The following is a 22,247-nucleotide window of genomic DNA, read 5'->3' as shown; positions in this document are numbered from 1 at the left end:
GCCTATAAACGAGAGGCATGGATGCCGAACAGGGCTGTAAAGCAAGGATGCTGTTGGACGGGACTCGAACCCGCGACCCCCGGCGTGACAGGCCGACTTCTGTTTATAAAGAGTCTAATATCTCCATGGAAGGAGTGTATGCTCAACATTGTCAGGAACAATGTGAGTCCAACTGAACTACCGCGCTTTTAAATTTCACCAGTAAAACGAAAAAAGCCTCTGCATTGCTGCAAAGGCTTTAATCTTTATTTGGCGGAGCGGAGCGGACGGGACTCGAACCCGCGACCCCCGGCGTGACTGGCCGACTTCTGTTTATAAAGAGTCTAACCAACTAAACTACCGCGCTTTTAAATTTCACCAGCAAAACGAAAAAAGCCTCTGCATTGCTGCAAAGGCTTTCATCTATATTTGGCGGAGCGGACGGGACTCGAACCCGCGACCCCCGGCGTGACAGGCCGGTATTCTAACCAACTGAACTACCGCTCCAAACTTTTTATTATACCGCTACTAGAGCACTATAATTTTAATTTTCAATAACTTGACTGGCGGAGCGGACGGGACTCGAACCCGCGACCCCCGGCGTGACAGGCCGGTATTCTAACCAACTGAACTACCGCTCCACTCAAGTTGCGGAGAATAATACGGTCGAGCCTTGCTAGCGTCAACCGTTTTTTTCACTCGCCTATATCGTTTAGTTAAAATTTCGCCAACCTAATCTAAAAACCCTGACTAATGAATAAAATATCTTCATATTCATCAAACTAACTTTCCCAAAAAACCGTTAAATATTCCAAAGAGTACGCTCTGTTTTATCGATGATTATCGAATTCATCGGGCATAGTCAGGTCGATTTCATCCTGGGAAAGTGCCGCGGGTTTGTTTTCCGCCGCTTCATCCAACAGACGCTGCTCAGCCGCGGCTAATGCCTGCGCAAGACTCTGACGCTTACGCCACACAATTAAACCTAACACGCCTAAAATCAACAGCACCGCATTGATGCTAATGATCCAGAACATGGCATCTTGCTTCGCCAACGCCTCTTCTTCTGCGGCTTTTTGGGCGGCAATGGCGGCTAATACCTCTGGACTGGGTGGAGGCTCCGGCGGTTGCACTAGGTTGAAAAAGAGTTCGGGTAAATCGAGCACTATTTCACGCCCCGTGTGCGTTGTTGTCGCAACAAACCCTTTGATGCGATAACTGCCAAACTCAGAAACGGGCGGTAATATCAACTCAGTGTCGGGTTCGGTTAGCCCATTAAGCACCACAGGCAGTTGCAGCCCAGCCGGACCGACCAATTCAAAAGAAAAATGGGTATCAGCTAGCTGCAATACAGTGCTATCGGCGTGCAGCATGATTTTCCATTGGCCCGTTAAGGGATCTTCAGGGGTAATCACCTCAGCATTTATTGGCCGTGCGGATAAGGTAAAAGGAAAAGAAACTTGCCGCTCAAACACATTATTACGCGCTTGAACCACAAAATCATATTCCCCCCAGGGCTGCTTAAGGTTTATTTCACTGGTAAAAAGGCCATCGTCGGGCTTTTCATCGAGCTTTTCACCACTGTCCTTGTAGGAACCGGCAATGATATCGCCGGCGGCAAAGTTTTCATCCCCTGCCCTATGCTTACTCACAAAATGTGCGGTCCATTCAACCAGATAATCTAGACCTGGCATACGCACGCGCTCAGCATCCCCCATAAGCTGGGCAACAATTTTGACCTGTTCCCCTTGAAAAAGCGGTTGAGGCAACGGCTGAACTTCGATTTCAAGCTTAGAGACTTTCTTGATCTTGGAGCCAGGTACGACCTTGCCGACCAACTGCCAAGGCCCTGGCGGTGGCGATTCGATGTAAATCATGTCACCGGTAATACCGTCAACCCATTTGACGGTTTCGGGGTGACGACTGGCGTACCACTTACTACCATCGGGAAGCACTATCACCACGGGGGCAGAGCCGTATTCACGCTCCACCAATAGGGTCATGCTGCTCACCATATGATCTATTCTAAAGCGGTTTTTAAGCTCCGAAGCTGTATCTAATGACACCACTTTTACCTTGGGTGTCTGCGCATTCGTGGTGATCGTGGGAGTGGCGATCGTGGAAGTGGCGTTAGTAGGAGTGGCTGTCTTCGCGTTAGCAACAGGCTCAGGCTTATCCGCTGCCCATATGGCGGCACTGGCAAATAGCGTGCTTAACACTAAACCAATCTTGAACAGGGTTGTATGGCGCGACTTGGTCATAACCGATTATCTATCCTCTCCAGAGGCATTTTCCTGATTTTGCGACTAAATCAAGGCGTTGTTCATGCATGACTAGTTCATCGGCCGATGCGCTGATCACTTTAAGATTAAGTGAATTAGGATCAAACCTTTGGATCCCGCCCGCCTCTTGCCCGGCTTCTTCATTTGATAAATTGAATTTGGTTTGACCGCCCGTCATGATTAAGTAGACGTCGGCGAGGATCTCGGCATCCAATAATGCGCCATGGTACTGACGACGGGAGTTATCGATACCATAACGTTTACACAGGGCATCGAGGTTATTTTTTTGCCCTGGATGCAAAAATTTGGCAATTTCTAACGTATCGAGGATGTCACAAATGCTGGCCGTTTTCGGACCTTGAGGCTGCAGCAGTGAAAACTCATGGTCCATAAAGCTCACGTCGAAGTTGGCGTTATGGGCGACAATTTCAGCACCGTCAATAAACTCGATAAACTGCTGGGCGATTTGGTGGAACCGCGGCTCATGCGCAACGCGCTCATCGGTAATACCGTGCACCGCAATGGCTTCGGGATCGATAGCTTGTCCGGGATTAATATACTGGTGAAAATAGCGGCCAGTCAGGCGACGGTTGATGACTTCAACGCAGCCGATTTCAATGATCCTGTGTCCCAAATAGACGGCACCACTGCCCTGGTTCATACCCGTAGTTTCAGTATCCAGAATAATCTGACGACTGGCGTTTGAGATAATATTCATACTTTTATGCGCTTCTTATGACAATTTTTAGTTATACTCGGCCGAAATTCACGGCAATGGTAACAATTCGATGACTGAACTAAAACTGATCCACATCTTCACCGACGGCTCTTGCTTAGGCAACCCCGGACCCGGTGGCTATGGCATTGTAATGAATTATAAAGGCCATACAAAGGAGATGTCCGACGGTTTTGCCCTCACAACCAATAATCGCATGGAATTACTGGCACCTATCATCGCCTTGGAAAGTTTAAAAGAGCCCTGCCGCGTGGTGCTCACGAGCGATAGCCAATATATGCGTCAAGGGATCATGACGTGGATCCACAACTGGAAGAAAAAAGGCTGGATAACCTCTAACCGTACGCCTGTCAAAAATGTGGATTTGTGGAAACGCCTCGATAAGGCCTCACAAATACATCAGATTGACTGGCAGTGGGTAAAAGGTCATGCGGGGCATGCAGAAAATGAACGCTGCGATATCCTCGCCCGCACTGCCGCAGAAGCAAACCCAACCCAAGTTGACGAAGGTTACCAACCTTAACTTACTATACTGCCAAGGGTATTTGTGCCTCCCCGCCATTTTACCTAAGAAATATTAAAGAAATTCCCACAAAACTGCACAAATGCCTGCCCTAAAGACGTCGCTTGGCGACTCTTATGGGTAATGCGATAAAATTGCCGCTCCAGGACTAAGCCTTCTATCGTCACTAGGGCTAATTCTTTACGGCTGATGTCTTTATCCAGTGTGAGTTCAGATAATACCCCTAAGCCTGCACCTTGTTTAACGGCCAGTTTTATCGCATCGGGCGTAGTGAAACAGAACTTGGCCTCGGGCTGCATATCCAGTTCATTAGCCGCATTTACAAAATATTCTCGGGTTCCCGAACCTTCCTCCCTCAGTACCCAAGATTGACCTCTCACCATAGAAGGTGTAACAGTTTGCCCGGCTAAGGGGTGCGCCGGATGGCAAAATACCAATAATCTGTCCTTATGCCATGCCTCAACATTTAGACGATTGTCGGTGCAATGTCCTTCGATAAATCCCATTTCCGAGCGAAACTGTGCCACGGATTGGATCACATCCTGGGTGTTAGTGATCGCCACATCAACATGGGTTTGAGTATGCTGCTGGCAAAAAGCCACCGCCGCCTTTGCAAGGAGATAATTACCGATAGTGGAACTGGCGCTGACACTTAGGTGTCCCACCAAGTCCCCACCTTGAGTGGTAAAAGCCTGCTCAATTTGCTCGACCCGGTGAAGCAACTCCGTTGCCAGTGGCAATAATAAATTCCCTTGAGAATTGAGCTGCAGCCGATTGCCTATCCGTTCGAATAGGCGCGCATTGAGCTGTTTTTCTAATTCGGCCAATGCCATAGACGTGGCCGGAGGCGATAAATTGACTTGATCCGCCGCTTTAGCAACCTGGCCATTACGTGCTACGGCTTCAAATACGGCAAGTTGCCTTAAGGTAATTCGCATATCACACTCGTTTCTACGCTACGTTATTTTACATGTTCGGATAAATGCCCTGAACGTCCCGCCGTGGGGGCGGTGGTCCAGTTAGGTTGCAATACTTTGCGTTTATCGCGAATTGGCGTTAATGGCGATTCTAATTTACGCGCCACAATCAGATATAAACTGCCCGTACTCGGTAACCAAGAAGCCAAGGTTTGCTGCATAAAACGCCCTTCATTAAACTCGCCAATTAAGGGGTGATACACTAAACGCTCGTCACTCACCACTTGATACCCCAAAAGGCCAAGCCAATCTCGTACCCGTGATGGCATAAAAAAACGCCCATTCCAGGGGAGACAATCTTGATATTTAGGCCACAATTTGCCTAAAAAAACCGGACTTAATGGATTAAACCCCACAATAAATAGATACCCTCCGGCGATCAGCACTCTGTCAGTTTCACGTAAAATGCGGTAGGGATCGGGCTCAAACTCTAACAGTAGACTCATCACTACCGCATCTATAACGCCATTTTGCAGCGGCAGATGACAAAAATCCCCAACTATGGAGGCATTGTCGCTGGCCGTGAGGGAAAAGTGGTGGGCAACGGGTGATTCCATACTCGACAGCTCTGCACTTAAAGGGCCGAGCTTCAACAAATGATACCCAAAAACCCTAGGCCACCAATGGGTTAATTTCTCAGCAACCGCTTGCTGTAAGGCGGAACCATTCGGCAAGTCTTCCCATTGCTCGGGTTTGCGTTCAGTACTGAAATACGACACAAAGTTCCTCCTTCCACCATAAAACATTGCCATAGATGAATCGATACTGGGTATAAACATCACCCATTCAATCGCTTCCAATAAAACGGCAACAGTCGCCAAGCACCGTCCACTTGTGGATAATAACCTTATCTATAAATCGAAATACAGCTATAGGTAGTTCTATGCTCACTATAACAGCGATTAATGCCTTTAATGACAATTATATCTGGGTGTTACAACCAGGAACGCTATCCCAAGTTTATGTGGTAGACCCTGGCGATGCCAACGCGGTCATTGCCTATATTGAGGCTCATCGGCTAACGCTTGCGGGCATTTTACTCACCCATCACCATAGGGATCATACTGACGGTGTCGCGGAGTTAGTGGCATATGTAAAGCAAACAACCCAGGGCGTCCTCAATGTGTATGGACCACACAATGAAGCTATTAACGGGATCAATATACCACTTGATCCCAGTGTTACCGCAGCGCTATCACTTCCGTTTCTCAAGCATAAAATACAAATACTTAGTGTTCCTGGCCATACCGCAGGCCATATTGCCTATGTTATCGAAGATGCTCTTTTTTGCGGTGACACGTTATTCAGTGCTGGCTGCGGCCGTTTGTTTGAAGGAACGCCCCAGCAAATGCTCCACTCCCTCAACCAACTGGCAAACCTACCCGCCAATACCCAAGTTTACTGCGCCCATGAATATACCCTCGCAAATCTTAAGTTTGCCCTAACGGTCGATCCAAACAACACCGCATTACAGGCATATGCTCGACAAGCTGCCGAACTGCGTGCACAAGGCAAGGCAACCATCCCCTCTAGCATCGCATTAGAACAAGCCATCAATCCGTTTTTACGCCCAGATGACCTAAATATACTGAGTAGCATAAAACAGCATTTCAACATTCAAGATTCCAGCAAATTAGATAAACTCACCTGCTTTACCCTACTTAGACAGTGGAAAGATATTTTTTAGCAGAAACAGTTTTATTTCCGCTTGAAATTTATACAGTTTTTCCCACCTTTGATAAGGTAAGTCAATAATAGCCTTACACTATGTGAGATAATTAAGGGACAAGATAGAAAAGATCCCATAGAATGGCTCGTTTTTGCGTGAATACTTTGCGCTCTGTGTTGTCATTATCTTCATTAAAATTATTCGGTTAATAATATAACTGGCATAAATGAAGCCCTGACAATGCACTAACAGAGGACTACCGTTTTCCATGAGAGTATCACTTTATGTTGTAGTAGGGGGATTTGCCCTGCTCACTGGTTGTCAGACCTTAGACAACCACGAGGTTACTAAGCCAGAAGCTGAAACCGTCGCAACCGAAAATACAGTCCCACAGTATTACCTCGCATCCCCAGCCGAATCGGCTCAAATTACCGATGTGTGGGAACGAATTCGTCAGGGAATGCAATTACCTATCCCGGATCAGAAATTGGTTAATCAATACCGTGATTGGTACATTAAGAACCCAAAGCATCTAGAAATCATTTCAGAGCGCGCGGCGCCCTACATGTACATGATTGTGGAAGAGCTTGAAAAACGTCATCTTCCTATTGAGATTGCGCTACTACCCATTATCGAAAGTGCCTTCGATCCTTCTGCTTCATCTGCCAGTGCTGCTTCGGGTTTATGGCAATTTACCACACCCATGGCCAACCATTTTGGCCTAGAAATGAACTGGTGGTACGACGGGCGCCGTGATGTCCCGGCATCCACAGTTGCGGCGTTGGATATGCTGGAATATCTCTACGAGAAAACCAATAATAATTGGCTCTATGCTTTCGCCGCCTATAATTCCGGCGAATCTCGAGTACTCAATGCCATTAAACGCAATGAGGAAAAAGGGCTTGAAACCGATTTTTGGTCTCTTAATCTGCCCAAAGAAACCGAACGCTATGTGCCTCAATTACTCGCACTCGCCGAAGTCATTAAACATGCGGACGAGTATGGCATCAGTTTAGCCCCCATTGAGAACAGCCCTACCATTGAGGTTGTGGATATCGATAGCCAGATTGATCTTGCGATGGCCGCAGGGCTTGCCAATATGACCACCCTTGAGCTGCAAAAACTCAACCCAGGTTATAACCGTTGGGCAACCTCGCCATTGGGACCGCACACTTTAGTGCTACCAATTGATAAATCTGAAGAATTCAAAAAAGCCCTCGCAGAAACAGAAAGCGAAGCACGGGTCAGTTGGTTGAGATACACCATAAAACCCGGCGATAGCATTGGGGTAATCGCAAAAAATCACCATACGACCATTGCCGCCATCCGTGCCGCTAATGGGATGAAAAACAATACTATTGTGGCAGGTAGACATTTGATCATTCCGGTATCTGCGGATGATAAACAGCTGTACGCCATATCAACGAGTCAAAAATTACCGAAGAAAACTCGGGCTCTAGCAACGGGTCCCCAGTTGACCTACAAGGTGCAATCAGGCGATACCCTATGGGAAATTGCCCACCAGCATAAGGTAAGTGTAAAGCAGCTAACAGCATGGAACCATTTGAATAAAGGCAGCAAATTGCATGTAGGGCAGCAGCTCACCATCATAGCGCCACAGGCTCAAGTGACGGCGGAACAAATTCGGACTGTGAGTTATAAGGTGAAATCCGGCGATTCATTAGCGCGGATCGCCAGCAAATTTAACGTTACTGTAGCCGAGTTATTAGAGTGGAATGGCTTAACGCCATCGCAATATATCCAACCCGGTCAAGTGTTAAAACTGGTGGTTGATGAGAGCAAGTTAAGCGCCTAAATGCTTGGCCTAAGCTCGACAGATATACAAAGGCAGCGACCTCGGGACGCTGCCTTTTTTTTATATTTTTAGTACTAGGCACGGCACAAAAGTACTCAACTATCTGAAATGGCTATTTGGTAACTGCTAAAACAACTTCGGGCGTTTCTTTAAAAGCTATCTAACGGTAAAGCCACCTCACATTAAAAGCCAACCAACGCTAAAAGCCAACTAGCATTAAAAACCACCTAACTTTTTCAGTAGAGAATCCTGTAACTTTTCCTTGGCCTTATCGGTTTCTTCCTTCAACTGATTGTTGAGTAATGCCTGAGTATCTAAGGCATATTCTGGCTTTTGGAAAGTCCCTGTAATGGCTAATGGGATATCGACCCCCACCAATGCATCTTTCTCACTTCCCCCCTGACCTTTAAGTGAATTAACCAAACTGGTCGTCAATTTATAGTCTAATGTTTCGGTCAATAAATTTGCACTGCCCTTACCCGCTAACCGTAGTAAGGGTGATGACATAGCAAGATCGGGATTGGTTGCGATACCGTTTTCAAGGGAAAAATTCCCCGTCAGACTCGAAAAGTCGGTTTTACGCTCCTCTTTCGTATCTGCCGATAAATCTCCCTTTAACTTAGCCTGAGCACTGCGGATCATCTGTGGAATATTAACGCCGTAGAGGGCGCCATCGGTCACATCAAAGCGGCCATTTGCGAGCAGATTTTTCTTTAGCAGCTCAGGGATCAGGCTCTTACCTTTTCCCTTAATATTGATATTGGCCGTTCCTGCTAATAAATCCACCTCGGCAAAATCTTTAAGTAACGATCTCACTTGTACACCCGTCACTCGCTTATCAAATTGATAACTCGCCACACTCTGACGCGCATCCACTTGTGCGTTTACCATCAACTTACCTTGGTATAAATCGGCGGTTAGCTGTTTTAGATCAACGACCCCGTCTTTGACGCCTAAGTCTAGCAGCCAGTTCTGAGTGGAAAGATTAGCGACCTTAATGGATTTCACCGCCAATTTAAGCTTCATATCGAGGGACTTAAGCGCACTTAAATCAGGTTCAGAGGCTTTGGCGGCAGTGGTTGCCTGAGCGGTTTTTTCTGTTCCTTCTGTTGTTGCAGATTTTGGCAATAGAGCATCAAGATCGATATCACCCACTTGGAAATCGGCATTAATTTGCGGAACTTTCCCGCCGTAATTCAGCGTTAATTGGCCCGAAGCACTCATATCCGCGGCGCTCAGCTTCATAATATCCGCAGACAGTTGCTTTTTATCTAAGGCTATTTGAGTGTTTAGACTAATTGCGGTGCTCACTTTTTGATTAGGGATGCTGTCACCTTCAATCACAGTGTCAATATTGAATTTATCAATAACTAATTGATTGAAATCTGCGCTCAGTTTAATTTCACCCTCCCCTTTACTGCTCACTTTCATCTCGGCTAAGGATGCCGTAAATTCGTAGGCTATGGGGGCAAACTTATCAAGGGAAAATGCGCCTAAGGTTAAGCTCTCTAGGGTAAATGTTTGCGTCTGCCCCTTAGCCTCATCGATCAAATTGATTTGTGTGTTGGTGATAGCAACACCGCCCACCTCGATACTTGCAAGCTGAGTTTTAGTGGCAGGTTCACTGGCAGAGCTAGCTTTAGCAGCAGAATCCCCCGTTAACCCATCTAAGCTTGAACTGCCATTCTTGCGGGTAACTAAATTGATTGTAGCGCCGTCCAAACTCAATTGGGCAATTTCAATCTCTTTACTCAGGAGTGGCATCAAGGCCACTTCCGCTATGGCTTTATTCACTTCAAGCATAGACTTAGGTGTAAAACCCTCAGGATTTGAGAGCGAAATTCCCCCTAAATTAATGCCAATAGTGGGGAAAAATGTCCATGAGAGATCATCACCAATCACTAACTCGCGACCCGTTTGTTTTTTCACGGCGTTGACTATTTCAGGTTTAAAGTCATTCGGATCAAAAAATACCGTGAGATATAAGGTAACGACCAATACTAAGGTCACCAAAATAGCTAAAAGCCACTTAATCAATTTCATATAAACATCCTTATCGATAGCATCTTACATTCAAGTATCGAGCCTTAATTTAAAAAGGCAAAGTTCAACGACTCCTCGCTAATGGCGATCCCATTTTGATCCGCATAAATCATCATCCCGGGTTTAACGAGTACGCCCCCTATTTCTATAGGCACATTCACTTGTCCTTGGTTCAATTTATCTGTCTTTATCGGCATAGCACCGAGTGCGTAGACCCCAAGGTTAAAGGTTGCCAATCTCGCCGCATCGCGGATATAGCCATTGATCACCACGCCCTGCCAGCCATGATCTAACGCACTTTGGGCAATAAGATCACCTAGAAGCGCCCTACGGGCCGAACCGCCGCCATCGACGACCAACACTTTGCCATGACCATCCTGTGCCAGCACCTCCTTCACTTTAGAGTTGTCTTCAAAGCACTTCACAGTCACAATCTCGCCCCAAAAAAGACGTTTTCCACCAAATGCAGTAAAGGTGAGCGGTAATAGGGTGAGCTTCGAAGGATAGTGGTCGAACAAATCAGGTAATAGATCAAGCATTTGAATCTCCGCACTGGTTAAAAATTTAGACTACCCATTATTGTAGACCTCGACAAGGCCAAAACAAAAACGGCACAGTTTTTATTTAATTTTGACTTCTAATTGCTTGGTGAAAATTGGCATTCACATTATAATCTGTGATAGTTAACGTCCTGTGACAACCTCTTAGGGTTTTTACCTAAGTGATATCATTATTTAGTTCCTCTATTTTCTTTGTTATAAAGCGAAAACCAAATGACTACTGATCTTGATTTACAGAGCGCAATCGCGGCTCTTGATGAATATGGATATGATAAAAAAGTCTCAGCGGATCTTGAGCAAGCCCGTAACAAACAACAGATGGGAAAATATATCAAATCCCTCGACTATAGTTTACGTCGACTATTGATATTGCAAGAAACAGTTAACGAATTAGTCGAAGAAAAGAAACATCAGCTTGCATTGCAAGAGCATGTTCAAACCTACAAAACAAAGATTATCAATTTATCTCGGGAATTTAACATCTCCTATGAGGATGTCTTAGCCATCATGGCAGAGTTAGCTAATAAAAAATAATCTCATCTTTAAGCCTTTTTACACTGTTCATATACTCAAAAATTAGCCCTGTAACCTAGGGCCTATCAGCTTTATTGAGTAAGTGACTCTTAGTTTGTAAAAAAGAGGCTAGATAAAAATATCGAGCCTCCTAGGTCTAACCTGTTATTTATCTTGCATCAGCTGGCGGATATATTTCACTGGCGCACTGCCATAACTTAAAAATTTCTCATGGAAGGTTTTAAGATCAAAATCCTTATCCTTGGCCTTTTTGTATTCTTCACGGAAATCATAGATCTCACGATAGCCTGAATAATAACTGGTGAGCTGAACTTGGCTTAGCGTTGCACGGCGCCACTTACCTTCAGCTTCAGCCTGCTGTTGAAATGCTTCATCCATCATCAAGGCTATCGCCTCTTTTTCAGTCATACCTTTTACATGGATGCTGTAATCTAAAATAGTGTTGCTGATAACTCTCAAGTTCCACTTGTAATACATGAGCCACATTTCAGGTTCAAAATTACCGTAGCCTTCCTCAAGCATCATGCGTTCGGTATATACAGCCCAGCCTTCGACCATAGCCCCATTACCAAATAAGCTCTTCACTAAGCTTAGTGACTCATTGGAATAAACCAACTGGGTATAATGCCCAGGAATAGCTTCATGGATATTGAGGATCTGCAAAATCCAATGGTTATATTCACGTAAATAGCTTTCAGCAGACTCATCGCTCATATCATCGAGTGGCGTGACATTGTAATAGGTATTACCTAATTTCTCATATGGACCAGGGGCACTGATAGAGGCTCCGGCGAACCCACGCATATATTCTGGGGTTTCACGCACGACTAACGGTTTTTTAGGGTCGAGGGTCACTAAGTTTTTCTGATTAACAAAGTCGATTAACTGTGGAATTTGTTTACGAACCTCATTCACAAAGTCGTCACGTTTAACATGTTGGGTCGATAATTTATCAATTAACTGACGAATGGCGATTTTATTATCCGCAGGTTTTGGCGTAGTGAAATATTTAGACCACAGTTTATCGGTTAACTTGGTCATTTCACCTTGAACTCTTTCTTTATCCGCCATGGCCTTTTCGTAGAGTTGCTTTGCCGTCATGCCCGCTTGAATATCGAAGGCAAACTTCTGTTCGTATAATGCTTCTCCAATCCTAAAGCTACGGGCGCCGTCTTTTTTGAGTTGCGACACAAGGTTGTTAAGCCATGTAATATGCCCGTTGATTGCCACCGTTGCCGCATCGAAACGCGTCTTAAATAGGGCTTTTTCACTATCGCTCAAACCTGAATCGGCAACTTGCTTTAATAAATCATCGGAGAAAACAGAAAATGCCCCTTGGTTCTGCATGATGGCAAGTTCAGTATGCTCTAAGGTGGGCTGATTGATATTAGCCTGCGCCGCCGCGTAATAAGCGGGAATATTTTCCATACGCGCAAGCACCGAGCGCAATCTATCATCTAGCGGGGCAAAGTTCTCGTTGATAATTTGGGCAAAACCACCCGCGACATTATAGTTAGAGGGATCCCACTGCCAAGATTTAAAAGTGGTGATATCCCACGCCATACTGCCCAATAAATTATTGATTAAGTGGTAATCAATCAATTCATTGGCGCTTAGGGATTGTTGATCAAACTTGGCGAGGGCTGCCTGCTGGGCGTTAACAAAAGCCAAGGTTTTAGCACGGCTAGCCTCATTAGGTATATCAAGGTAGCCATCATTGACATGTTTACCACTGTATAGAGCCCAAGTGGGTGATAATTCCCACAGGGAATCGATAAAAGCATTACTAAATTGTGCAAAGCTTGTGGCTTGAACTTCTGCGGTAACCGCAGCTGCGCTGGTATTAGTCTGAGATTGGCAGCCAACAATACCGGCGAGCGATAACAGTATCGCAAGGGAGAGCGTAGTTTTTTTCATTATATTTCGTCCTTTATACTATGATGTTCGAGCCCAAGTTTTAAATCAGCTCATTTAACGCTTTAAATCAACTCACTTAACACTATGCCAAGGGCAATGACACACAAGTGTGGCAATTAAAAATGCACTAAGTTAATCATATTGCTTCAGTAATTGCAGCTATGTTGCCACAGAATACATGCTCAGTTACAAATTTGTAGTTCAGGCATAACGCGCAACGAAGGATAAATAGCAAGCGCGTATCTAAGATAATCAAACATAATCAAGGGGGGATGAGCAAAGATCATTTCTGGTAAATCCTGCAATATTCGCCTTTTATTTACCACCGCCTGCTATAATACCGAGCTGCTTCGCTGTTGAGTCACACTTAACAGTTTGCCTATGAATTATTTATTTGAGACACCCAATGCCATTTTCCAAACTTGGATTAAGCGAACCGATTGTAAAAGCCATTACAGAACTCGGTTATTCAACTCCGACCCCCATTCAAGCTAAGGCGATCCCCGTTATCCTCAGCGGCAGAAATGTGCTCGGCGCCGCACAAACGGGCACAGGTAAAACCGCCAGTTTTGTGTTACCGCTACTGCAAATGTTTGCCGATAGCCCCAAAATCCGCCCTAAGCGAGTACGCGCTATTATCCTTACACCTACCCGTGAACTTGCGGTGCAGGTCGAGGAAAATATTCGCCAATATGCAAAATATCTGCCGCTGACCTCCATGGCCATGTACGGCGGTGTCGATGCTACGCCGCAAAAAAAACGCTTAATTGAAGGCGTCGATATCCTAGTGGCGACCCCTGGTAGATTACTCGATATGTACACCCAAAGAGCCATTCACTTCGATGAATTATCTGTACTGGTATTAGATGAAGCCGACCGAATGCTCGACATGGGATTTATTGAAGATATCAATAAAATCATCGAAAAATTACCGCCACAAAGACAAAATTTGCTCTTCTCGGCCACCCTGTCGAAGCAAGTACGAGTATTAGCTAAGACCGCCGTTGAAAATCCCATAGAGATTGAAATTGCACGAAACGCGGCCACGGCGCCACAAATCGATCAGTGGCTCACCACAGTTGATAAGGATAAAAAATCTGCGTTACTCAGCCATCTGATTAAAGAACAAGCGTGGGATCAAGCGTTAATTTTTATCCAGACCAAGCAAGGTGCCGCCAAATTAGTCAGTCAGCTTGAAAAGCGCGACATTAGCGCAGAAGCCTTCCACAGTGGCCGCAGTCAAGCGGTTCGTGAGCAGCTTTTAGCCGATTTTAAATCCGGTAAACTGGCATTTTTAGTGGCAACGGGCGTCGCATCCCGCGGCATAGATATCGATGCCCTCACCCGGGTTGTTAACTATGACCTACCCGATGAAGCCGATGATTATATTCATCGTATTGGGCGTACAGGCCGCGCCGGTGAGCAAGGTGAAGCCCTGTCCTTTGTGTCAAAGGACGACTTTAAAAATCTGTGTGCGATTGAGCGCCGCTTAGGCCACCTCATAGTGCGTAAAGAAATCGAAGGATTTGCCCCTAAAAAAGAAGTGCCAATCTCCATTCTCGATTTTGTGCCTAAACATAAGCCGGAGAAAACATTTCGCCCATCGGTATCGGCTGCGGGGGCTTATCGCAGTGCAAAGGAAGGTACTTTCGAGACGGCTAAGGCGAAAAAGCATCGCAGTTCCAAGCCGCAACCAAAGCCAACGCCAACGCCGAACGCGACTTTGCGTCCAACAAGAACTACAGCAGAAAGTCCAAAGCAACAGGACAGAGTCGCCCCTTTTAATCCATGGACCAGCGGACCTAAAACCAAGTAACTCAATCGAATAGAAGCTAATACTATGATTATTTTCACGACAAATATCGGCGAAATCGGCATTGAGCTCGATGTTGAACATGCGCCCGTTACCTCAAAAAACTTTCTCCGTTACTGCGAAGAAGGGTTTTATGAGCACACCATTTTCCACCGGGTTATCAAAGGCTTTATGATCCAAGGCGGTGGTTTTACCGCCAAGATGAAAGAAAAACCGACCCACGACCCCATAGTCAACGAAGCCAATAAAGGGCTTTCAAATACCCTTGGCACTATTGCTATGGCCCGCACCGATGCACCGCACTCGGCCACGGCGCAGTTTTTTATCAATACCGCGAATAATGATTTTCTCGATCATACCGCAACCACTAATAACGGTTGGGGATATGCTGTCTTTGGTAAAGTAGTCGCGGGACTCGAGGTGGTGCAGCAAATTGAAAAGGTCAAAACCACTAAGGTCGCAGGCCATGAAGATGTACCGCGCGAACCTATTATTATCGAGAAAGTGACCATTACAGACTAATTTGCACACTTATATACCCAAACAACCTAAAGATGCAGGATTCATTTATTCAGCTAGCTTGGGTATAAAAAGGGAGCTTATCGCTCCCTTGGTTGTTATTGCGGGTCAATCAATATCCTTGAGCGGCCATAACACTATATGATCTTCGATATCTTTTACCCTGCGTTCATCAATCACTTTACCTTGAATTGACATGCCAGAAAGGTGCATCGCCTCTTTAGAACCTGTGATTAACGGGTGCCAGCTTGGCAAGTCACGCCCAGCGGCAAGCCGGCGATAGGCACAGCTATCGGGCAACCATGTCAGTTGATTGATATTATCTAAGGTAATCACTGTGCATTGGGGAACATGGCTAAATCGGTCACTGTAATGCTGACAACTAGCGCTATTATGATCGAGTAATAAACAGGCCGCATTGGTGTAATACAAGTCTTCGGTTTCATCGTCGATCAATTTATTTAAACAACATTTACCACAGCCATCGCAGAGGGATTCCCACTCTGTTGCTGTCATCTGCGCTAATGTTTTACTCTGCCAAAATGCCATGTTCGAAACTGTCTTCCAATAAAAAACCCGCTTTGTGCGGGCTATTTTACACTAATTTGTTGGGGATGCTTAATTCTCTCCGATAGATACACAACAGAAATGCCAAAATAGTCAGCGCTATTCCTGCCAGAGCTATCACTGTCAGAGCCATCACTGTCAGCGTTATCCCAATGCAATAGGGCCCGGTAATTACCATAAACCAGGTATTTTCGCCCTTTTACCCCATCGGGCATAATCAGTGAGGCGTTGATATCTTCACGATTGGGGAGATCGGTATTATCAAATTTGCGAATACCCAGAGCTTGCCACTTAGCTAAAGATTGGCGCTTATCCAAACCCACTAGTGCTAAATCAATAGTGGCAGGCACTTGCACTTGCCTGCCCCAGGTATCATCGACCTGCCAACCTTGGTGGTTTAGCAGATTTGCAGCCGTGGCAAAAGCATCACTGAGGTTGCCCCAAATATCTTTCTTACCATCGCCGTCACCATCTTGGGCATAGGCAAGGTAGTCTGTCGGCATTATCTGGGTTTGTCCCATCGCACCGTGCCAATTGCTTTTAAGATCGTCAAACCCCAAATGGTCTTTATCCATGATAGACAATGCCGCCATAAATTCCTTTTGGTAAAAGTCTTGCCGCTCACCATTAAAGGCCTGTGATGCCGTCACAGATAACACGGGATAATTCCCTGCATCCTCGCCAAAATCGGCGACAAGTCCCCACAGCGCGACCAAAAACCTTGGTTGAACTTGATATTTATCAGCAATATGATTAAGCACTTGCTCATGTTCTTTAAACAGCACCCGCGCCGTGTTGACTTTCCATTCGGGCACCACTTGGGGTAAAAAGGTATCGAGATTTTTAGCGTCTTCTGACTTGGTATTGTCGGTGGCAACGGCTTTTTTAAAGCGTTTTATCTGAGGAAAAGCGCTATCTAAGGTGGCTTGGCTAATGCCTTTTGCACTCGCCTCTTGTTTTAACTGCATAAGATAATCGCTAAAACTAAGATTTGTGCGGTTTTCTTGCCCCAGTGCTAGAGGACTTATCAAGATAGCGAATGTACATGCAACAACAGGGTAAATGATGGTTTTTAGCATATCCCATTCCGCTGAATTATCAGTCTTTGATCCCAAGACTGCGTTTATGCTCGGCCAATAAATTAACCTGTGGCGGCGGAATTTGTAAATAGAAGCCATTCTCTTCCAGGGCTGCTCTGACCTTTTGTATATCAGCCATCCCTAATGACTCACGTTTAGCGATAGGAAATACCATCACTAATTGTGGCACACCAAACATGTCCATCAAGGCAACGGGGACATCTTCAAAACAATCTCGTTTCTTTACGAATAAGTAAGAGTCAACCTTTCGACTACTTTTATAAACGGCACATAGCATAAGAGTATCAATATCCAATAGTTCAAACTTGCCAGTCAATGGGGCACACTATAACATGGTCGCCTAGTAATTTAATTGTAAAATCAGCGAACCGACTGATGATTTCTTAAGAAGAGTGCCGGGATGTCAAAACCTAGCTTAGAGTTAAAAGGTGCTTCTTTTACTCTTTCAGTACTTCATATTAATAGCAGCGACTTACATGCTGTTATGGCTGAATTAGATAGCAAATTGTCACAAGCCCCTCAATTTTTTCTGGGTGCTCCTTTAGTCGTTAATTTGAGTGCCATACAGGATAACGATTTCAATTTGCATGGCTTAAAAGAGTTATTGCTTTCTCGCCAGTTAGTGATTGTCGGGATCACGGGGGCCACCACAGTGCTCAGCAATCAGGCTAAAGCCCTAGGATTAGCCATTGTAAAAGCCGGCAAACAAAGCTCTCCCCCCCCCCCTGCACCGCGCCAAACCAAGATAGTTAAGCAGAATATCCGCTCAGGTCAGCAGGTCTACGCAAAAAATGGTGATTTAATCATATTTGGTGCCGTAGGCAATGGCGCTGAAGTCATTGCCGATGGTAGCATTCATATCTATGGCGCATTACGGGGAAAAGCCATGGCTGGCGCGGCGGGAGATCCGACTGCCGTCATCATAGCCCACTCCCTTGAGGCCGAACTCGTTTCGATAGCAGGGCAATATTGGCTCGCTGAAAATCTACAACAACATAGCACAAATAAAAGCGGCTGCATTCGCTTAAACGGCGAGTCGCTTATGGTTGAATCATTGCCCCTCTAAATGGCAGAACAAAGGATAGAGAGAAACATGGCACAAATTATTGTTGTCACTTCAGGTAAAGGCGGTGTCGGTAAAACCACATCGAGTGCGGCGATCGCCACCGGACTCGCAATGCAAGGACACAAGACTGTCGTTATCGATTTTGATATCGGCTTACGAAATCTCGATTTGATCATGGGCTGCGAGCGTCGTGTCGTTTATGACTTCGTCAATGTGATCAACGGTGAAGCCAATCTTAATCAGGCGCTCATCAAAGACAAGCGCTGCGAAAAACTGTTTGTGCTGCCCGCATCGCAAACCCGCGATAAAGATGCGCTGACCAAAGAAGGCGTGGGCCGGGTGCTCGATGATTTAGCCAAAGACTTTGAATTTATTATCTGCGACTCCCCTGCAGGGATTGAGCAAGGCGCTATGATGGCACTGTATTTTGCCGATATCGCGATTGTCACCACCAACCCAGAAGTGAGTTCGGTGCGCGACTCAGATCGTATTTTAGGTATGCTACAGAGCAAATCTCGCCGTGCAGAGCTGAATTTAGAGCCTATAAAAGAGTTCTTACTGCTGACTCGCTATTCACCGAGCCGCGTGAAATCCGGTGAGATGTTAAGTGTTGACGATGTTAAAGAAATCCTCGCAATTGAATTGTTAGGTGTGATCCCTGAGTCACAATCAGTACTCAAAGCCTCAAACTCAGGCGTGCCTGTGATTATCGATCAAGAAAGCGATGCAGGCCTCGCCTACAGTGACACGGTCGCGCGCCTATTGGGTGAAGATGTTCCAGTACGCTTTATTACGGAAGAAAAGAAAGGTTTCTTACAACGGATATTTGGTAGCTAATTATGTCTTTACTCGACTATTTCAAAAGCAAGAAAAAGCCTAGCACTGCGGTAATGGCAAAAGAGCGACTACAAATTATTGTGGCTCATCAACGTGGTCAACGGGACACTCCCGATTATTTTCCACAAATGAAACAAGAAATTATTGCGGTTATTCGCAAATATGTGCAGATTTCTGATGATCAAGTGTCAGTGCAGTTAGATCAAAACGACGATAATCTGTCGGTACTCGAGCTTAACATCACTCTGCCCGACAGATAAGTCGAGCTTTCCCAAGCTGGTTCAAGGTGCTCAGGTATGAGTTTCGTCATCTTGGACTGGTTTGGATATGCGTCATCCCCAAATGGGGATGACGTTTTTTGCCGCCTAGGGTTTACGCTAAGACTAAAGCTCAAGTTTGGCTAATGACTGCGCGGCTAATTCACCACGCCAGCCACATAACACTGCGGGTAAATCGCCCTGCTGATTATCCCAACGCCACTGCAGATATTCATGGATATGCCGTTTAGACGCTAACATTTCCTGTGGAACTTCATGGTGTTCACACAATTCTGCCAAACAGGTTTTAATGCTCTTAAAAGCCGATTTGTAGCCGGATTTTAAGGCCAATACATCGACTAACTCGGGTAAATTGACGAGATCCGCCGTTTGCATGATCCGCAGTATCTCTTTACCGTGGATACGCTTTTCCTGCTCGGTTAAGTCATTGAGTTTCATTAACTCAGCAATACTTTTAGGCTGTTTTTTCGCAAGGGCTATCAGCCCATGGTCCTTAATCACAAAACCTAAGGCAAGATCCCGAGCTAAGGCTTTTTCAAGGCGCCATTTAGCTAATACCTTAAGATAGGCTAATTGGATCTCATTCAATTGAAAGGCATTTTTAACCTTTAAATAGGCGGTATCTAGATCCGGGGCCGCTAAGCGCCCCTCTGTCATCCGCTGGCCTTCCTCGTATAACCAAGTTAATCGCCCCTGGGCGCTGAGTTTGGCTTCAAGTTGTGGATAGAGTTGATATAAGAAGAGGACATCGTTCGCCGCATAGGTCAGCTGCGCTTCGCTTAAGGGACGTCGCATCCAATCGGTACGGGATTCGCCCTTATCGATCACTTCACCAAGACAAGTTTCCACCAACTTAGCGTAACCCACGCCATGGCCCATACCACACAAAGAGGCGGCAATCTGGCTATCAAAAAGCGGTGAAGGTTGGCATTGACCATAATGGGCAAACACCTCTAAGTCTTCACTGCAAGAATGTACTAACTTGATAATATTGGGATCATCGAGCAAGGCCCAAAATTGCGATAGATCGGGTAATGCCACAGGATCGATCAAGGCTAAGGTGTGGCCATCATATGCCTGAATGAGGCCTAATTTTGCATAATAAGTACGAGTACGAACAAACTCGGTATCTAAGACGAGTATTTTACTCTGTTGATATTGGGCGACGAGGGCATTAAGGCTCGCTACATCGCTCACATAGTGAAACGCTGACAAATTCTTCTCCAGTTCCTGTGGGGTCAATCACAGTCCATAAAAACAAAAGCCGGCTCATTGCCGGCTTCAATCCTACGCGCGCTTAACTTCGTCTCTAAGCTCTCGTCGCAAGATCTTACCCACGTTGGTTTTAGGTAACTCTTTCCTAAATTCTACCAGCTTCGGAACTTTATATCCCGTTAAATGAATACGACAATGCTTAATGATGTCATCTGCGGTTAAGGATTTATCTTTTGTCACCACAAAAACCTTCACTAACTCACCACTGGCGTCGTTGGGAACCCCCACGGCAGCCACTTCGATAACCTTAGGATGCAGTGCGACCACCTCTTCCACCTCATTGGGGAAGACGTTAAAACCAGAAACCAAGATCATGTCTTTTTTACGATCGACAATATAGAAAAAGCCTTTCTCATCCATGTAACCAATATCACCCGTGGCCAACCAGCCATCTTTATCGATCACTTTGGCCGTTTCTTCAGGGCGTTGCCAGTAACCTTTCATCACCTGAGGGCCTTTACCAAACAACTCTCCGGTTTCTCCTTGGGCTAAGATGTTTCCATCGTCATCGCGGATTTGAATAAGTGTCGAAGGTGCTGGGAAACCGATAGAACCGTTATAACCATCTAAATTATATGGACAACAAGTTAATAGCGGCGAAGCTTCGGTCAAGCCATAACCTTCAAGCAAACGGGTTTTAGTGATGTTTTGCCATTTATCTGCCACGGCTTTTTGTACCGCCATACCGCCGCCAATCGACAGTTTTAGGCGAGAAAAATCCAATTGAGAAAAATCTTCACTGTTTACGAGGGCATTAAATAAGGTATTCACCCCAGTTAGTGCGGTAAAAGGATATTTTTTTAGTTCAGCGACAAAAGCAGGAATATCACGGGGATTGGTGATCAGCAGATTCTGGCTCCCCTTGTGTAAAAACAGTAAGCAATTCACTGTTAAAGCAAAAATATGGTACAGGGGCAATGCCGTAACCACAAATTCACTGCCATCGTTTAAGGCTGGCGAATAAGCACCATCGGCCTGCAACACGTTAGCAACCACGTTCCCATGGGTCAGCATCGCCCCTTTAGAGACCCCAGTTGTGCCACCGGTATATTGCAAAAAGGCAAGGTCATCATTGGTGATAACGGGTTTGACATACTGCATGCGCCGTCCACGGGAAAGTGTGTCGCGCATTGAAAGTGCGTGGGGTAAATCGTATTTAGGCACTAACTTCTTAATGTACTTCACCACAAAGTTCACTAAGGTGCGTTTTGGCGCACTTAATTGATCACCTAAACTGGTGATAATCACGCTCTTAACCGGAGTTTGATCAACCACTTCTTCTAAAGTGCGGGCAAAGTTTGACACCACCACAATGGCTTTGGCGCCAGAGTCAATCAACTGATGTTTAAGTTCGCGCGGTGTATAAAGTGGGTTAACGTTAACCACCACCATACCGGCACGCAAAACACCAAACAGCGCAATGGGGTATTGCAGTAAGTTTGGCATCATTAAGGCAACACGGTCCCCCTTTTCGAGCTTTAATTCATTTTGTAAATAGGCGGCAAAAGCACGGCTACGCTCTTCTAATTTACGGTAGGTTAGCGTGGCACCCATGTTGATAAATGCAGGTTGATCCGCATACTTAGCCACCGCCGTCTCAAACATATCGACGAGCGATGAATACTGATCCACATTTATCTCAGCAGGCACATCTTTTGGTAAATGATTAATCCAAGGCTGATCCACAACTCTCTCCTAAATCCCCACAACTGCGGAAACGGTATCCATACAACCGTCAACACTCGATAAATACCGA

The 22,247-nt window shown here is 45.6% G+C and carries 21 protein-coding genes and 3 tRNA genes; 9 read left to right on the top strand and 15 right to left on the bottom strand.

Annotated features, from left to right (window positions below; translation table 11 throughout):
• Positions 1 to 51: 51 nt before the first annotated feature.
• The 5 genes from JFT56_RS08660 to dnaQ all read right to left on the bottom strand — a co-directional run bounded on the left by JFT56_RS08660 (position 52) and on the right by dnaQ (position 2,979).
• Positions 52 to 182, bottom strand: a tRNA-Asp gene (locus JFT56_RS08660).
• A 227-nt stretch (positions 183 to 409) separates the two neighbouring features.
• Positions 410 to 486, bottom strand: a tRNA-Asp gene (locus JFT56_RS08655).
• 57 nt (positions 487 to 543) lie between these two features.
• Positions 544 to 620 (bottom strand) — tRNA-Asp (locus JFT56_RS08650).
• 189 nt (positions 621 to 809) lie between these two features.
• Entirely contained in the window at positions 810 to 2,240 is a 1,431-nt protein-coding gene (locus JFT56_RS08645) for a TIGR03503 family protein (protein ID WP_198783224.1), read from the bottom strand.
• Positions 2,241 to 2,250: 10 nt separating this feature from the next.
• Positions 2,251 to 2,979, bottom strand: a complete 729-nt coding sequence (gene dnaQ / locus JFT56_RS08640; RefSeq protein ID WP_198783223.1) for a DNA polymerase III subunit epsilon — start codon at positions 2,977 to 2,979, stop codon at positions 2,251 to 2,253.
• 70 nt (positions 2,980 to 3,049) lie between these two features.
• Between dnaQ and rnhA the strand changes: the two genes are divergently transcribed.
• A complete protein-coding gene (gene rnhA, locus JFT56_RS08635) occupies positions 3,050 to 3,520 on the top strand; it encodes a ribonuclease HI (RefSeq protein ID WP_198783222.1) in 471 nt (156 codons plus the stop codon).
• 44 nt (positions 3,521 to 3,564) lie between these two features.
• On the opposite strand, the gene JFT56_RS08630 is transcribed toward rnhA, so the two are convergent.
• Both JFT56_RS08630 and JFT56_RS08625 read right to left on the bottom strand, forming a co-directional pair.
• Positions 3,565 to 4,458 carry a LysR substrate-binding domain-containing protein gene (locus tag JFT56_RS08630; RefSeq protein WP_198783221.1) on the bottom strand — a complete coding sequence of 298 codons (894 nt, stop codon included), beginning with the start codon at positions 4,456 to 4,458 and terminating at the stop codon, positions 3,565 to 3,567.
• A 23-nt stretch (positions 4,459 to 4,481) separates the two neighbouring features.
• Positions 4,482 to 5,216, bottom strand: coding sequence for a class I SAM-dependent methyltransferase (locus tag JFT56_RS08625; RefSeq protein ID WP_198783220.1), 735 nt, complete (start codon positions 5,214 to 5,216; stop codon positions 4,482 to 4,484).
• Positions 5,217 to 5,380: 164 nt separating this feature from the next.
• Here JFT56_RS08625 and gloB point away from each other — a divergent pair, with 164 nt between their 5' ends.
• Both gloB and JFT56_RS08615 read left to right on the top strand, forming a co-directional pair.
• Complete coding sequence (gene gloB, locus JFT56_RS08620) at positions 5,381 to 6,184, top strand: hydroxyacylglutathione hydrolase (RefSeq protein WP_198783219.1); 804 nt, start codon at positions 5,381 to 5,383, stop codon at positions 6,182 to 6,184.
• A gap of 250 nt (positions 6,185 to 6,434) precedes the next feature.
• A complete protein-coding gene (locus tag JFT56_RS08615; RefSeq protein WP_198783218.1) occupies positions 6,435 to 7,982 on the top strand; it encodes a LysM peptidoglycan-binding domain-containing protein in 1,548 nt (515 codons plus the stop codon).
• Positions 7,983 to 8,198: 216 nt separating this feature from the next.
• On the opposite strand, the gene JFT56_RS08610 is transcribed toward JFT56_RS08615, so the two are convergent.
• Both JFT56_RS08610 and JFT56_RS08605 read right to left on the bottom strand, forming a co-directional pair.
• On the bottom strand, positions 8,199 to 10,025 hold the full coding sequence (locus JFT56_RS08610; RefSeq protein WP_198783217.1) for an AsmA family protein: 1,827 nt from the start codon (positions 10,023 to 10,025) through the stop codon (positions 8,199 to 8,201).
• Positions 10,026 to 10,069: 44 nt separating this feature from the next.
• On the bottom strand, positions 10,070 to 10,564 hold the full coding sequence (locus JFT56_RS08605) for a putative 4-hydroxy-4-methyl-2-oxoglutarate aldolase (RefSeq protein ID WP_198783216.1): 495 nt from the start codon (positions 10,562 to 10,564) through the stop codon (positions 10,070 to 10,072).
• A gap of 234 nt (positions 10,565 to 10,798) precedes the next feature.
• Between JFT56_RS08605 and JFT56_RS08600 the strand changes: the two genes are divergently transcribed.
• Positions 10,799 to 11,119, top strand: a complete 321-nt coding sequence (locus JFT56_RS08600) for a hypothetical protein (protein ID WP_007648425.1) — start codon at positions 10,799 to 10,801, stop codon at positions 11,117 to 11,119.
• Positions 11,120 to 11,263: 144 nt separating this feature from the next.
• On the opposite strand, the gene JFT56_RS08595 is transcribed toward JFT56_RS08600, so the two are convergent.
• Positions 11,264 to 13,036 (bottom strand): DUF885 domain-containing protein, encoded by a 1,773-nt coding sequence (locus JFT56_RS08595; protein ID WP_198783215.1) that lies wholly within the window; start codon positions 13,034 to 13,036, stop codon positions 11,264 to 11,266.
• 406 nt (positions 13,037 to 13,442) lie between these two features.
• Between JFT56_RS08595 and JFT56_RS08590 the strand changes: the two genes are divergently transcribed.
• Both JFT56_RS08590 and JFT56_RS08585 read left to right on the top strand, forming a co-directional pair.
• Positions 13,443 to 14,852, top strand: a complete 1,410-nt coding sequence (locus tag JFT56_RS08590; protein WP_198783214.1) for a DEAD/DEAH box helicase — start codon at positions 13,443 to 13,445, stop codon at positions 14,850 to 14,852.
• A 24-nt stretch (positions 14,853 to 14,876) separates the two neighbouring features.
• Positions 14,877 to 15,371, top strand: coding sequence for a peptidylprolyl isomerase (locus tag JFT56_RS08585; protein WP_198783213.1), 495 nt, complete (start codon positions 14,877 to 14,879; stop codon positions 15,369 to 15,371).
• Between the two features lie 105 nt (positions 15,372 to 15,476).
• Here JFT56_RS08585 and JFT56_RS08580 read toward each other — a convergent pair whose 3' ends face one another.
• The 3 genes from JFT56_RS08580 to JFT56_RS08570 are packed head-to-tail and all read right to left on the bottom strand — an operon-like array spanning position 15,477 to position 17,312.
• On the bottom strand, positions 15,477 to 15,917 hold the full coding sequence (locus JFT56_RS08580) for a YcgN family cysteine cluster protein (RefSeq protein ID WP_198783212.1): 441 nt from the start codon (positions 15,915 to 15,917) through the stop codon (positions 15,477 to 15,479).
• Between the two features lie 41 nt (positions 15,918 to 15,958).
• Positions 15,959 to 17,014 carry a lytic murein transglycosylase gene (locus JFT56_RS08575; RefSeq protein WP_198783211.1) on the bottom strand — a complete coding sequence of 352 codons (1,056 nt, stop codon included), beginning with the start codon at positions 17,012 to 17,014 and terminating at the stop codon, positions 15,959 to 15,961.
• 19 nt (positions 17,015 to 17,033) lie between these two features.
• Positions 17,034 to 17,312 (bottom strand): YcgL domain-containing protein, encoded by a 279-nt coding sequence (locus tag JFT56_RS08570; RefSeq protein ID WP_198783534.1) that lies wholly within the window; start codon positions 17,310 to 17,312, stop codon positions 17,034 to 17,036.
• A 123-nt stretch (positions 17,313 to 17,435) separates the two neighbouring features.
• On the opposite strand from JFT56_RS08570, the gene minC reads away from it, so the two are divergent.
• The 3 genes from minC to minE are packed head-to-tail and all read left to right on the top strand — an operon-like array spanning position 17,436 to position 19,198.
• On the top strand, positions 17,436 to 18,101 hold the full coding sequence (gene minC, locus JFT56_RS08565) for a septum site-determining protein MinC (protein WP_198783210.1): 666 nt from the start codon (positions 17,436 to 17,438) through the stop codon (positions 18,099 to 18,101).
• 27 nt (positions 18,102 to 18,128) lie between these two features.
• The gene (minD, locus tag JFT56_RS08560; protein WP_007648438.1) at positions 18,129 to 18,938 is read left to right on the top strand and encodes a septum site-determining protein MinD; all 810 of its coding nucleotides are present in this window, start codon (positions 18,129 to 18,131) and stop codon (positions 18,936 to 18,938) included.
• Between the two features lie 2 nt (positions 18,939 to 18,940).
• A complete protein-coding gene (minE, locus tag JFT56_RS08555; protein WP_198783209.1) occupies positions 18,941 to 19,198 on the top strand; it encodes a cell division topological specificity factor MinE in 258 nt (85 codons plus the stop codon).
• A 123-nt stretch (positions 19,199 to 19,321) separates the two neighbouring features.
• Here the strand turns inward: minE and rnd are convergent, their stop codons facing one another.
• Entirely contained in the window at positions 19,322 to 20,431 is a 1,110-nt protein-coding gene (gene rnd, locus JFT56_RS08550; RefSeq protein WP_198783208.1) for a ribonuclease D, read from the bottom strand.
• Positions 20,432 to 20,503: 72 nt separating this feature from the next.
• Positions 20,504 to 22,177 carry a long-chain-fatty-acid--CoA ligase FadD gene (gene fadD / locus JFT56_RS08545; RefSeq protein WP_198783207.1) on the bottom strand — a complete coding sequence of 558 codons (1,674 nt, stop codon included), beginning with the start codon at positions 22,175 to 22,177 and terminating at the stop codon, positions 20,504 to 20,506.
• Between the last annotated feature and the right edge of the window lie 70 nt (positions 22,178 to 22,247).

This window comes from Shewanella putrefaciens (genome assembly GCF_016406305.1).
GTDB lineage: Bacteria > Pseudomonadota > Gammaproteobacteria > Enterobacterales > Shewanellaceae > Shewanella > Shewanella putrefaciens_C.
This window is presented reverse-complemented; position numbering and strand designations above follow the sequence as displayed.